The organism is Austwickia chelonae NBRC 105200, assembly GCF_000298175.1.
Classification (GTDB): domain Bacteria; phylum Actinomycetota; class Actinomycetes; order Actinomycetales; family Dermatophilaceae; genus Austwickia; species Austwickia chelonae.
The window spans coordinates 1-12,565 of the sequence record NZ_BAGZ01000021.1 but is presented as its reverse complement, the minus strand read 5'-3'; the positions used below and the strand labels follow the sequence as shown (position 1 = coordinate 12,565).

The following is a 12,565-nucleotide window of genomic DNA, read 5'->3' as shown; positions in this document are numbered from 1 at the left end:
CAAAAAGGCTGCGGCCTCGGCAAATACGCGCCATCACCAACTCGGACAGCACCTGCCGGAACGCCCGGTCGTCCTCGGAGCCATACCCCCACCATTTCCGAGAACGTCCCGGCGTAGGTTGACTCGTGGCTCCCCCACCGCCGAACGCACTCCGGCGGCGAACCCCTCTGCCCTCCAGGAGGACACGTGACCAACCTGTCCGGCCACACCCTCGAACGCGCCCGAGCGATCGCCACACGACTCGCACCGGAGATGATCGAGTTCACCCAGGACCTCGTCCGCATCCCCTCGATCACCGGCAACGAACACGCCGTCTCCGAACTACTCCTCGAACGTCTGACCGCCCTCGGCTACCACGACGCCTTCCGCGACGACTGGGGCAATGTCGTCGGCATCATCGACGGCACCCGCCCCGGACCGTCCCTGATGTTCAACGGACACATGGACGTCGTCGAAGCCGGCGACCCCGCGACCTGGGCCCCCTACGACCCGTGGGGCGCCCAGATCGACACCATCCCCACCGACTCCGCCCCGCCGCCCCTGGGCACCGGCCAACCCGACGAAGAAGCACAGGTCATCCACGGTCGAGGCGTCGCCGACCTCAAAGGCGGCATGGCCGCCCAGGTCTACGCCGGCGCGGTCCTCGCCCGCCTGATCGACGAAGGACACCAGGTCCCGGGTCGTTTCCTCCTCACCCAGGTCGCGATGGAAGAACCCGGCGAGATGTTCTCCATGCGCAGATTCATCCGGGACACCATGCCCGCCCGCGGGCTGACCGTCGACGCCATGGTCTGCTGCGAACCGTCCAGTCTGCGGCTCGCCCTCGGCCACCGAGGACGGGTCGAACTGAAGGTCACCGTGTACGGACGCAGCTGCCACAGCAGCTCGCCCTGGCTGGGGGTCAACGCCCTCGTCCACGCCGCCCGGTTGAGCGGTGCCGTCGAAGAAGGCACCTGGGGCAGCGGGATGAGCCACCCCGAACTGGGCCGGGCCGGGATCGCCCCGACCATGCTGACCGTCTACCCGAACGCCCTGGCCATCGTCCCTGACAAGGTCGAATTCATCCTCGACCGGCGCACCGTGCCCGGCGAGACCGTCGAGGACGTCGTCGCCGGGATCCGCGAGGTGATCGACACCCTGGCCGAGACCGACGAGACCTTCCGCGCCGATGTCACCGTCAACTCCTACGAACGCGTCAGCTACACCGGCGCCGTCGACACCGAAAAAGCCTGCAAGGAACCGTGGTTGATCCCGGCCGAGCATCCCTTCGTCCGCGCCTGCGGTGACGGCCTGTCCTCCGTCGGCGAACCTGTCGCGCACACCTACTGGCCGTTCTCCACCGACGTGCCCGCCGTCGCCGCCCTCGGCAAACCCTGCATCGGCTATTCCGGCACGCAGGAAGCGAGCATCCACACCCCTCACGAATACGCCCGGATCGACTATCTGGAGCGGTCGCTGACCGGCAACGTCGGCATCTACCTGTCCGCGGCGGAACTCCCCGGCAGCGCCTTCACCCTGTGACCCCCGGGCGGGTCCTCGATCCGCGGGGCGACCGGGGCGACGCCATGACGGTGGAGCGTACGCGCCGGCGGGGCCGCGCCGGCGACGCGGCCCCGCGGCCTCCCCTCCCCGGGTCCGGGTTCAGCCGATGTTCTCCCGTTCGGCTGCGATGGTCGTCGAGTCGCCGTGCCCGGTGTGGACGACGGTGTGCCCGGGCAAGGTCAGCAGGCGCTCCCTGATGGACCGCAGGATCTGCGGTTCGGAGGAGAAGGAACGGCCGGTGGCGCCGGGCCCTCCGGCGAAGAGGGTGTCCCCGGAGAAGAGCGCGTCCAGGTCGGGGGCGTAGAAGCAGACGGCGCCGGGAGCGTGGCCGGGTGTGTGCATCGCCTGGAGGGTCACCCCGCCGACGGTGATCCGTTGGTCGTCGGCGAGATCGGCGTCCCAGGACTGGTCGGGGTGGGTCAGTTCCCACAACGGACGGTCGGCCGGGTGCAACCAGATGGGCGCGCCAGTGCGTTCGCGCAGTTCCGGTGCGACACGCACGTGGTCGTCGTGGGCGTGGGTGCACACGATGGCTTTGAGTTCGCGGTCGCCGACGATCTGGAGGATCTCGGCGACGTCATGCGGAGCGTCCAGCACGAGGCATTCGCGGTCGTCGCCGATGACCCAGACGTTGTTGTCGACGTCGAAGGTCTCGCCGTCGAGGGTGAAGGTGCCCGAGGTGATGCCGCGGGCCACCGGGATCTGGGGGCCTCTCACAGGGTCACCACCGATCGCAGGACGTCACCGTGGTGCATCTTGGTGAAGGCTGCTTCGACGTCGCCGATGCCGATGGTCTCGGTGACGAAGGCGTCCAGGTCGAGTCGTCCCTGCTTGTACAGGTCGATCAGCATCGGGAAGTCGCGTTCGGGCAGGCAGTCGCCGTACCAACTGGATTTGAGGGAACCGCCGCGGCCGAAGACGTCGATCAGCGGGATGTCCGGGAGAGTCATCTCGGGGGTGGGTACGCCGACGAGGACGACGGTGCCGGCGAGGTCGCGGGCGTAGAAGGCCTGCTTCCAGGTCTCGGGGCGTCCGACGGCGTCGATGACGACGTCGGCGCCGTGTCCGCCGGTGAGTTCGCGGATCTGCTCCACCGGGTCGACGCCGCTGCTGTTGATCGTGTGGGTGGCGCCCAGTTTCCGGGCCAGGTCGAGTTTCCGGTCGTCGAGGTCGACGGCGATGATCGTGGTCGCCCCGGCGATCGCTGCCCCGGCGACGGCTGCGCAGCCGACCCCGCCGCACCCGATGACGGCGACCGACTGGCCGCGTCTGACGGCGCCGGTGTTCATGGAGGCGCCGATCCCGGCCATGACACCGCAGCCGAGGAGGCCGGCTGCGGCGGGCGCGGCTTCGGGGTCGACCTTGGTGCACTGGCCTGCGGCGACGAGGGTCTTCTCGGCGAAGGCGCCGATGCCCAGGGCCGGCGTGAGTTCGGTGCCGTCGGTGAGGGTCATCTTCTGGGTGGCGTTGTGGGTGGCGAAGCAGTACCAGGGTTCGCCGCGTTTGCAGGCCCGGCACTGTCCGCAGACGGCCCGCCAGTTGAGGACGACGTAGTCGCCGGGGGCGACGTCGGTGACGCCTTCGCCGACGGTTTCGACCGTTCCGGCGGCTTCGTGACCGAGCAGGAAGGGGAAGTCGTCGTTGATGCCGCCTTCCCGATAGTGCAGGTCGGTGTGGCAGACCCCGCAGGCCTGGATCTTCACGACGGCTTCGCCGGGCCCGGGGTCGGGGACGACGACATCGACGAGTTCGACGGGGGTGCCTTTGCTGCGGGCGATGACGCCTTTCACGGTGGTGGGCATGTGGGCTCCTCGTTCGGTGCGGGGTAGCCCCCAGTCAACGTCGGTCTGGCGTATTTGGCCAGGAAGAAAGCGGTCGTGGGCGGGTCGGTGCTGGTCGTCGACCTGAAAGAGCCTTTCCTATGCGGCAAGACGCATGTGAGGATGGCGGGGTGCCCGCCCCTGTGTTCGACGCCCTGATCCACGAGCCGACCCGGATGCGTCTGTGCGCCTTGTTGATCCCGGTGGAGTCGCGCAGGTTCTCCGGCCTCCGGGACGAGTTGGGCATCTCCGATTCGGCACTGAGCAAACATGTGCGGGTGCTGCGCGAACACGGATATGCGCAGACGGTTCGACGGCGCACCGATGGCCACGACCGGTTGGAGGTGGCCCTCACCGATGTCGGGCGGGTCGCTTTCTGTGGGCATGTCGCCGAGATCCAACGTCTGGCCAGGGTGGTCCGCCGTTCGGAATCGGTGCGGGCGCGACGGCCCTGATCTGGCTGCCCGGGTGCCGCATACAGGTGTTCCTGTTGTCGCCGCCTGATTCCTGTTTGCGGGACTCGCTGCGGAAAAACCGGGAGAAGCGCTGAATCAAACGTGATGAGAGTTAGCCTTGGCTCACACTCTTAAAATGCGAGGAATGCATGAATGTTCATTCAATCTTGCGCATCATCGCTGGTGTAGCTGCGGGAGCGCCACTCAGTTCTTGTTCCGTCTCAGCATCAATATCTCCTGAAGCGAAATCTTTGGCCCGCATATTGGGGTCCGACAATCATGTGATGCTCCGCCGTATGGAGTCGTGTCGGAAGATTGTGGTCGCATCGTGAACGGCGTCCTTTCTGCCACCGATGTGCATGTCTCCTACGGGGAGACGCCCGCGCTGCGCGGTTCGTCGCTCACTCTTTCCTCCGGGGAGATCGTGGCCCTGGTCGGTCCCAGCGGATGCGGCAAGTCGACCCTGCTCATGTGCCTGGCCGGTCTTCAGGTGCCCGGTCAGGGCACGGTCCGTTTCGGGGATCTTTCCCTGTCGGAGATGTCGGCGCGTCACCGGCGTGATTTCCGGGCCCGTCATCTCGGGTTCGTTCTCCAGTTCGGGGAGCTGATCGCTGAGCTGTCCCTCTTGGAGAATGCGCTGCTGCCTGGGCTCATGCGCGGGGCTTCCCGTCGGGCGGCAGAAGCCGAGGCCCGTTCGTTGTTGGAGGTCGCGGGGGTGGGTGCGCTGTCCGGGCGGCTTCCGGCGCAGGTTTCGGGCGGTCAACGCCAGCGGGCCGCCATCGCGAGGGCGCTGGTGGGGCGTCCGGCGTTCATCCTCGCGGACGAACCGACCGGGTCGTTGGACAGTGAGAACGCCGCCACCGCCATGGACCTGCTGGTCGCCCAGGCCCGTCGTCACCAGGTGGGTGTCCTGGTGGTCACCCATGAGCGCAGCCAGCTGTCCCGCTACGACCGCGTCGTGGAGATGCGTGACGGCGTGTGTCATCCGGAAGGTCAGCGATGATCCGGGCGGCCGCATGGGTGGCGCTCCGGGGGATGGCCGCCGAGCGGCGGCGGAGCTTCGTCACCGTCCTGGTGGTCGCGGTCATCGGTGTCGTCGTGCTCGCGGCGCTCTCCGCGGGGCCGGTCGGGCAGACGCAGCGTGATGTCGCAGTCTCGACCATGCCGGTGCGGGGTGCGGCGCCGGCCGCGGGTCAGGGCGCGTGGGTGGTGGAGTCGGTCGAGAACTATCGGGGTCTTCCGGTCACCGTCGACCGGATCGCGGTGCCGGAGACGTCCACCTTCCGGTTTCCGCGGCTGTCCGGGAATCCGCGCCCCGGCGAGATGGTGGTCTCCCCGGCATTGGCGGCTGCGCTGCAACGGGATGCCGAGCTGGCCCGGCGTTATCCGGGCCGGGTGGTCGATCAGATGCCTGCCGACGCGCTGCGCGGGCCTCGCGAATTACGCGCTGTGGTGGGCGCCCCCGCTGCGGAGGTCGAGGCTCGCGGCGGCGTGCTGATCGCGGGGATGGCTTCGTCGGCAGGAGCCGATGTGGTGGTGCCCGGCGTGGTGCGGGTCGGGGCGCCCGTCATCGCGGCGATGTTGTGTCTGCCGTTGGCGTGGCTGCTGTGGGTGACCTCCGGGGTGGAGTCCTCGGCGCGTGCGCGGCGTCGGACGGCCATGGACCTCATCGGTCTTCCCCCGGAGGTCTTCCTGTGCGCCTCCGCGCTGGAAGGTCTGGTGGCAGCTGCGGCCGGGGTGCTCGTCGGGGTTCCGGTCTTCTTCCTGTCGGCGCAGTGGGTCGCGCCTCGGCTTCCCGTCGGGCACGGCGTGTGGCCGGGTGATCTTCGCCCCGATCCACTGGCGATGTCGGTGGGCCTGGGCGTACTCCTCCTGGTCACCACGCTGGTGTATGCCTTGAGCAGTGTGCGGGCCGGTTTCGCGCCGTCGCCGTCGCCGTCTTCCGGTGGGCGACGTACCCGACCTTCGTGGGTGGCGCTCTCGGGTGTCCTCCTCGGCGCGGCAGGGGTCGTGGTCAGTGTGTGGTGGCCGCGGCCGGACGAAGTGAACGCGCGGGCTGCTGCCCTGCTGGGAGGTTTTCTGCTGCTCTGCGTGGCGGCCACGATGTCGGGTGCCATCCTGGCGAGATGGCTGGCCGGGCCGCCGATGAACAGTCGCATCCCGTGGATGGTGATCGGCGGTGCGGCCACTCGACGCCAGAGCAGCCGCAGTGTGGGCATGGCTGCGGCCTTGGCGCTGCTCACCGTGGTCTCCGGGGTGCTGATGACACTTTTCCCGACGCTCGGTGAGTCCGGCGGCGGGGCAAAAGCTTCGGCCGCCGAGTCCGTGGGGCGGGATGCCATCGTCCTCGCGGTGACCCCGGATGCGCTCCCGCGGGTGAACGGGCTCGACCCGAATGCCCTTCTGACGGTGCACACCCCGGACCCGTCGTCGCTGGACGACCAGGGCGGGTGGCGTGCGTCGCTGCGCTGTCGCGGGTTGTCCGTCGACGGCGGGCCGCCGACCTGCGGGCAGGCTGCGGTGGCGGCGGTCCGGGCGGTGTCCACGGCGCACCGGGTTCCGCTCCCGCCTCACATCGAGCAGGAACACGGTTCGACTGCGATCCCACCGCTGGGAGAGACGTCCACGCTGTTCGCCGTCTTCCAACGTGACGGCGTCCAGGCGACCGAGCGACTGCGGACCGACCTGATCCGGGCGCAGCTGGCGACGTCGACGGTGGAGACACTCGGCGAGGCGGCGAACCAGGCCCGGCAGGTCACGCGTCCTTTCCTGATGGCGACGGTGGCCACGGTGTTGGTAGCCACCGGCGTCGCGGTGATCTCCCTGGTGGTGGGCCTGCACGCGCAGGTGCGGGGGCGGGGGCGTACGTTGCGGGGTCTGCGGATCGCGGGGATGTCGTTGGGTGATCTGCAGCGGTCGTTGGTCCTGCAGACCTGTTTGAACGTGTGGCCGACCTTGGCGCTGGCCTGGGTGGCGGGGCTCGCCGTCGCGGCGGGTTTCGTGCAGTTGAGTTCGACGCAGGCGGGGGTGCCGGTGTGGCCGACGGTGGTGTTGGCCGTGGTCTCCGGGGTGTGTGCCCCGGCGGCGGTGGGTCTGTCGCGAGGGGTGCTTTCGCGGGCGTCCGATCCGTTGGTTCCGCAGGAGTAGAGCGGGCCTGCGTTGTCGGGGTGGGGTTGTTCGTGGGGGTGGGGGTCCTCCGGGGCGCGTCCCAGGCCTGGGGGGATGCGCCCCGGAGCTCCTCCCCCGGCTCAGCCGGCGTCGACCTTCGCGTTGAACTCTTGGATCATCCGGTCCCACACCGGAAGGTAGGTGTGCAGGTCGTCCCAGAACTTCTGGTCGCGCCGCGACTCGAACAGTTCGAACGGGGTGCCTTGCTGTTCGACCCAGGTGTAGTAGCCCAGGTTGAAGATGCGGTCCTTGTCGAATTCGGTCATCTCGAGGGTGGCGTCGGTCGGCACAGTGGCCAGGTGTTCGCCCCACACCTCGGCGGCGTGTTGGGCGGTGAAGGCACCGGCGAAGTCACGCTCGGTGATCTTGGCCCGCTCGGACGGGTACATCTGGCCGCCGTCGGTGGCCACTGTCACCAGGACGTCGTCGGCGCCCAGGTTGAGCACTTTCGCGCAGGAGATCGCGGCGAGGACGTTGCAGATCGAGGACACACCGAAGTCGGGCAGCGCGTCGATGATCTCCTGCGGCACACCCTTGGCTTTCAGGTAGTCGACGCCGGCTTCCTCGTTGAACATCACTTCGAGGGAGTCGGTGGCCCGGTCGGAGATCGCACACACCAGGTCGTGTTTCTTGATGTTGTGGATGATCGGCAGGTGTTTGTCGCCGATGCCCTGGATGTTGTGCTCGCCGTAGCCGTTCTTCAGCAGGGTCGGGCATTCGAGGGCCTCGACCGCACACACCTTCGTGCCGTACGTGTCCTTCAGGTATTCACCTGAGGCGATGGTCCCGGCGGACCCGGTCGCGGAGGTCATCAACGCGAGCCGGGCTTCGGATTTACCGGTCGTCTCCTTGTAGTGCTCGAAGACGTGGGCGAGCGCGGCGCCGGTCACCTTGTAGTGGGTGAGGTGGTTACCGAATTCGGCGAACTGGTTGAAGATGAAGTTGCCGTCGTCCTGTGCGAGACGGTTGCACTCGTCGTAGATCTCTTTGACGTTGCTCTCGGTACCGACGGTCTTGATGACGTCTTCGGCGGGGTTCTCGCACCACTTGTCGAGCCAGTCGAAGCGTTCCTGGCTCATGCCTTGGGGAAGGATCGCGACGCCGCGGGAGGCCATCAGCCGGGAGATGGCGACGCCACCGCGGGCGTAGTTGCCGGTGGACGGCCAGATGGCCCGGTGGGCGGTGGGGTCGAACTGGCCGGTGACCAGGCGCGGGGCGAGGCATGCGTACGCGGCGAGCACCTTGTGCGCGGTGATCATGGGGAAGCGGTTGCCGAAGAGCACCAGGATCGGGGAGTCGATGCCGGTGAGTTCTTTGGTGAGGACGACGTGCTCGGGGACGTCGACCTGGTTGCCGTCCTTGTCGTTGTACCAGTGGACACGCCACAGGTTGCGGGGGTCGGGGCCTTGGGGGTCGGCGTCGCCGTATTTCTCTTGGGTGATGTATTTCGGCGGGTTCGACAGTTCTTCGAGGGTGGGGAGGGTGATGCCTCGTTCGCGGAAGCGTTCGACGCTGTTGGCGAGGACGCCTTCGTTGACGACGCGGTCGGCGAGGCCGAACTGGTCTTCGAGGGCTTGTTGATGGGCGGACGGGGCGGCCTTGAACATGTCTCTCCTACCTGCACCGATGCATCATTCGCGGGTGTGGGGTGCGCGGCGGAGGGCGCCGTGCCCCCTGGGCGCGCGGGTGTCGGCGGGTTGGTGTCACCCGAGCGCTCATCCATCTTTTACCAAAGTATGCCTTCTAATAGCTTAACTATAGATAGCTTCTCGTAAAGCTGCATAAAAGCAGGGCAAGGATGGGTGCGCGGGAGGGTCGGCCGACGACGTACGGCAAGGCGGGGCCGGGTAGGGCAGGGCAGGAACATCCCGGCGAAGAGGGCCCGCGCACGACAGGGCAGACGGCAGGAAAAGCCCGGGACCGGCGAGAAAGACCCCGCGTCACGACCACCGGTGGCATCCGGGCAGAAAGAACCGAATCAGACCCAACATCCTATTTAAGTGCGGAACCCAACACCCCGTACGGCACGTTGACCTTGCGAAAGAACTGGCAAGAGCCGTCAAAGCGACGGATTCACGTCAGTGACAGGCATTCTGATGCTGTCGAGGATGTCCTCGGCGCCATCCGGGCATGTCGCAGTGCTCGAGGGGACACGAACCCGGCGACGACCCGACACGGAAAGCCACCAGGAGCGACCGAGGAGGACCCATGACCCTCACCCGTGACCAGCTACGTGCGCTGCCCAAGGTCTCCTTGCACGATCACCTGGACGGTGCCCTGCGCCCACAGACCATCATCGAACTCGCCGAAGAGATCGGCTGGCAGCTCCCCGACGCAGCCGCCGACGGCGACGCCGCCCTGCGCGACTGGTTCTACGAGGCGTCGACCTCCGGCTCACTGGAGCTCTACCTCCAGACCTTCACCCACGTGGTCGCTGTCCTGCAGACCCCCGAATCCCTGACCAGGATCGCCCGGGAGTACGTTCACGACCTCGCCGCCGACGGAGTCGTCTACGGCGAAACCCGGTGGGCGCCCGAACAACACACCCAGGGCGAGATGACCATGCGCGACGCCGTGCAGGCCGTCGCCGCCGGGCTCGTCCAAGGCATGGCCGAGTGCGCCCAACAGGGCCACCCGATCGTGGTGCGCCAACTGCTGTGCAGCATGCGCCACAACGAACCCTCCACGGAGGTCGCCGAACTGGCCTTGGAATTCAAGGACCGCGGGGTGGCCGGTTTCGACATCGCCGGCGCGGAGGACGGCTTCCCCGCCGACCGTTTCGCGTCGGCCTTCGCGACGATCCGCGCCGGAGGCGGGCACAGCACCGCCCACGCCGGTGAAGCCGACGGCCCGGAGTCGATCCGACAGGCCGTCATCGAGTGCGGCGCGGAACGGGTCGGCCACGGAGTACGGATCATGGAGGACATCTGCTTCGACGCCGACAGCCCCAAACTCGGGAAGATCGCCACCTACCTGCGGGACCACCACATCCCGTTGGAGGTGTGCCCGACGTCGAATGTCCAGACGGGCATCTGCGACAGCATCGCCGACCATCCCTTCCCGATCCTCGCGGACCTGGGCTTCCTCGTCACAGTGAGCTGCGACAACAGGTTGCAGAGCCGCACCACCCTGACCGAGGAATTTGCTCTGCTCTGCGAAGCCTTCGGCTACGGCATCGAAGCGGTCGAACGATTCACCGTGGACGCCGCCCGCGCCGCCTTCTGGGACGAGGACTCCCGCGAGCGCCTCGTCACCGGGACGATCCGGCCAGCTTTCGCGGCAGCACGCGGAGTCGAACCAGTACCGCCGCCACGTTGACCTGAGCCTGTCTGGGTCGGGCTGGGGCTGTGGCACGGAGGACTGGGCCGAGGCATTCGTTACGGAATGGTCTTACTCGGTCGATGCGTTGTCAGGCACAGTAAGTAGTGTCATGTAAACCTGACGAAGTAGCAGAGGAGGCTGACATGGCAGACATCATGGACGTGATGAGCTACGTGGAGTCTCGCATGCCCACCCTCGGCGAGATGCACAGGCACAAGCTCGCCTATTACATCCAGGCGTGGTCCCTTGTCTGGCAAGGACGCCCGATGTTCAACGACCGCATCGAGGCGTGGCAGATGGGGCCGGTCGTCCGTGCCTTGCGCTACCGCCCGGTCGCGCCGTCCCATGCGTTGGAGGAGCGCGACACCGCGGTCATCGATGCGGTCCTGGCGCACTACGGGCGACGGTCTGGAACTGCTCTCAGTGAGCTATCGCACGCTGAGCCCCCCTGGCGGGACACCTGGGAGAACTACAACGACGGTGAGGGGCACTGCTCTCACGAGATCAGACATGATGCGATGAGGAAGTACTACACGGAGCAGTCGATCGCAGGTGAGGGACCGACTGCGCCCTCGGTCACCACCGGCCGAGCGTCTGACGAAGACGTTCTGGCTATCGCGCGTGCCAACGAAGACCGGTGGCACGACGCACTAGCTCTGCTCGCCCGGTGATCGTCCAGGTCACAGCGCAGCAAGTTCGTGCGCTGTACGAAGTCGTGGTGAAGGCCGGGGTCCTGAGAGACCCCGGCCTTCTCGATGGAGCGGTCAACGCCCCGTTCCAGGTGGTCTTCGATCGCGCCCTCTACCCGTCGCTTGCCCAGAAGGCAGGGAAGCTGCTTGACGGCATCCAGCGCGCTCAGGCGTACACCGACGGCAAAAGCGGTTGGCCTGGCACACGACGGTTCTGTTCCTGGAGCTGAATGGTCAAAGCCTCGTGTGGACGTCGGCGGCGGAGGTCGACTACTTCGTGAGGTCGCTTGCCGAGGATCAGGACGGCGCGCGAACCGCTGCGATGTGGATCAACGCGCGGATGGTCGGTCTCAGCTGATCTCGCCGTGTCAACTGGCTGTATCCAGCAGGAATGCGTCAATGCTCGTACTTGGCGATGCCTCGCAGCTTCGCTCTGCGCGGAGCCGATCGGCGGCTTCCCCTTCTTCGCCATGAGACTGCTCCTGAGATCCACGTGCGCGTGCACGTTCGCTCACACAGCACCGATGGCGAGAGGGCATACCGTCTAGGCGCGATTGACGCTACACGGGAAAGGGCCAGATGTGCTGGTCACGTAGAAGGAGTGACCGGCTGCGAATATTCCGCGAGTCCACAGAGCAGAAGGTTATGGGTTGGCTCATCCCCGCAGGTGCGGGGCGCATGCCGTGACGGTCTTCGGTTCCGCAGTCACCGTCGGCTCATCCCCGCAGGTGCGGGGCGCATCCGACACGTCCCGGGCACATATCGTCGACATGCGGCTCATCCCCGCAGGTGCGGGGCGCATTCGGGCGCGAACGTCGACGAGCTGAAGCAGCGGGGCTCATCCCCGCAGGTGCGGGGCGCATTCGTAGACGGGCACGCCGGCGTCTCGGAGCTGGGGCTCATCCCCGCAGGTGCGGGGCGCATCCCGGGACCGCGTCATGGACGCTCACCCCGGACTGGCTCATCCCCGCAGGTGCGGGGCGCATGAGCAGTCAAACGCTGACGGGTTCGGGTTCGACGGCTCATCCCCGCAGGTGCGGGGCGCATTCGCTTGGCGTCATGTCGTGGCACGGGTGGCACGGCTCATCCCCGCAGGTGCGGGGCGCATGCCAGCTTGGTCTTGTTCTCCAGCCCCAACGTCGGCTCATCCCCGCAGGTGCGGGGCGCATGCCGACGACACCGGACGCAAGCTCCGGCTGCCCGGCTCATCCCCGCAGGTGCGGGGCGCATCGAATGGGTCCCGCTGCGAACGGGGCCCATTCAGGCTCATCCCCGCAGGTGCGGGGCGCATGCTCTGAGCGACGCACAGGGTCGGTCGGGTGTCGGCTCATCCCCGCAGGTGCGGGGCGCATAGCTTGTTCGTAGGGGACCCGGTGCGCTGGGCCGGCTCATCCCCGCAGGTGCGGGGCGCATGCCTCCGCGAATCGCCGGGCGTTGAGCTCCATCGGCTCATCCCCGCAGGTGCGGGGCGCATACAGGACGCATCCATGTCATGGCACGCCACCTCGGCTCATCCCCGCAGGTGCGGGGCGCATGCGATCCTCTGCCTGGCCAACAAGAACATCGGGGG

Annotated in this window: 10 protein-coding genes and 1 CRISPR repeat array; of the genes, 7 read left to right on the top strand and 3 right to left on the bottom strand. The window is 67.4% G+C overall.

The features are described from left to right. The first annotated feature begins 186 nt into the window (after positions 1-186). On the top strand, positions 187-1,521 hold the full coding sequence (locus AUCHE_RS13820) for a M20 family metallopeptidase (protein WP_006503942.1): 1,335 nt from the start codon (positions 187-189) through the stop codon (positions 1,519-1,521). Positions 1,522-1,641: 120 nt separating this feature from the next. On the opposite strand, the gene AUCHE_RS13815 is transcribed toward AUCHE_RS13820, so the two are convergent. Both AUCHE_RS13815 and AUCHE_RS13810 read right to left on the bottom strand, forming a co-directional pair. After that, entirely contained in the window at positions 1,642-2,259 is a 618-nt protein-coding gene (locus tag AUCHE_RS13815; RefSeq protein WP_006503941.1) for an MBL fold metallo-hydrolase, read from the bottom strand. Beyond that, complete coding sequence (locus AUCHE_RS13810) at positions 2,256-3,344, bottom strand: S-(hydroxymethyl)mycothiol dehydrogenase (protein ID WP_006503940.1); 1,089 nt, start codon at positions 3,342-3,344, stop codon at positions 2,256-2,258. The genes AUCHE_RS13815 and AUCHE_RS13810 overlap by 4 nt, the downstream gene beginning before the upstream one ends. 149 nt (positions 3,345-3,493) lie before the next feature. On the opposite strand from AUCHE_RS13810, the gene AUCHE_RS13805 reads away from it, so the two are divergent. The 3 genes from AUCHE_RS13805 to AUCHE_RS13795 all read left to right on the top strand — a co-directional run bounded on the left by AUCHE_RS13805 (position 3,494) and on the right by AUCHE_RS13795 (position 6,964). Beyond that, complete coding sequence (locus tag AUCHE_RS13805) at positions 3,494-3,817, top strand: transcriptional regulator (RefSeq protein WP_006503939.1); 324 nt, start codon at positions 3,494-3,496, stop codon at positions 3,815-3,817. 328 nt (positions 3,818-4,145) lie between these two features. Further along, positions 4,146-4,820 (top strand): ABC transporter ATP-binding protein, encoded by a 675-nt coding sequence (locus AUCHE_RS13800; RefSeq protein WP_006503938.1) that lies wholly within the window; start codon positions 4,146-4,148, stop codon positions 4,818-4,820. Beyond that, on the top strand, positions 4,817-6,964 hold the full coding sequence (locus AUCHE_RS13795) for a hypothetical protein (RefSeq protein WP_006503937.1): 2,148 nt from the start codon (positions 4,817-4,819) through the stop codon (positions 6,962-6,964). Before AUCHE_RS13800 ends, AUCHE_RS13795 begins: the two co-directional genes overlap by 4 nt. A 101-nt stretch (positions 6,965-7,065) precedes the next feature. Here AUCHE_RS13795 and AUCHE_RS13790 read toward each other — a convergent pair whose 3' ends face one another. Beyond that, entirely contained in the window at positions 7,066-8,592 is a 1,527-nt protein-coding gene (locus AUCHE_RS13790; RefSeq protein ID WP_006503936.1) for a hypothetical protein, read from the bottom strand. A 601-nt stretch (positions 8,593-9,193) separates the two neighbouring features. On the opposite strand from AUCHE_RS13790, the gene AUCHE_RS13785 reads away from it, so the two are divergent. From AUCHE_RS13785 to AUCHE_RS13775, 3 genes are all read left to right on the top strand, one after another. Then, positions 9,194-10,303 (top strand): adenosine deaminase, encoded by a 1,110-nt coding sequence (locus AUCHE_RS13785; protein ID WP_006503935.1) that lies wholly within the window; start codon positions 9,194-9,196, stop codon positions 10,301-10,303. Positions 10,304-10,449: 146 nt separating this feature from the next. Continuing rightward, the gene (locus AUCHE_RS15915) at positions 10,450-10,977 is read left to right on the top strand and encodes a Panacea domain-containing protein (protein ID WP_006503934.1); all 528 of its coding nucleotides are present in this window, start codon (positions 10,450-10,452) and stop codon (positions 10,975-10,977) included. Further along, positions 10,974-11,225, top strand: coding sequence for a hypothetical protein (locus AUCHE_RS13775; protein ID WP_006503933.1), 252 nt, complete (start codon positions 10,974-10,976; stop codon positions 11,223-11,225). The genes AUCHE_RS15915 and AUCHE_RS13775 overlap by 4 nt, the downstream gene beginning before the upstream one ends. A 422-nt stretch (positions 11,226-11,647) precedes the next feature. Further along, positions 11,648-12,530: a CRISPR direct-repeat array (repeat unit 28 nt; unit sequence GGCTCATCCCCGCAGGTGCGGGGCGCAT). Positions 12,531-12,565: the final 35 nt, after the last annotated feature.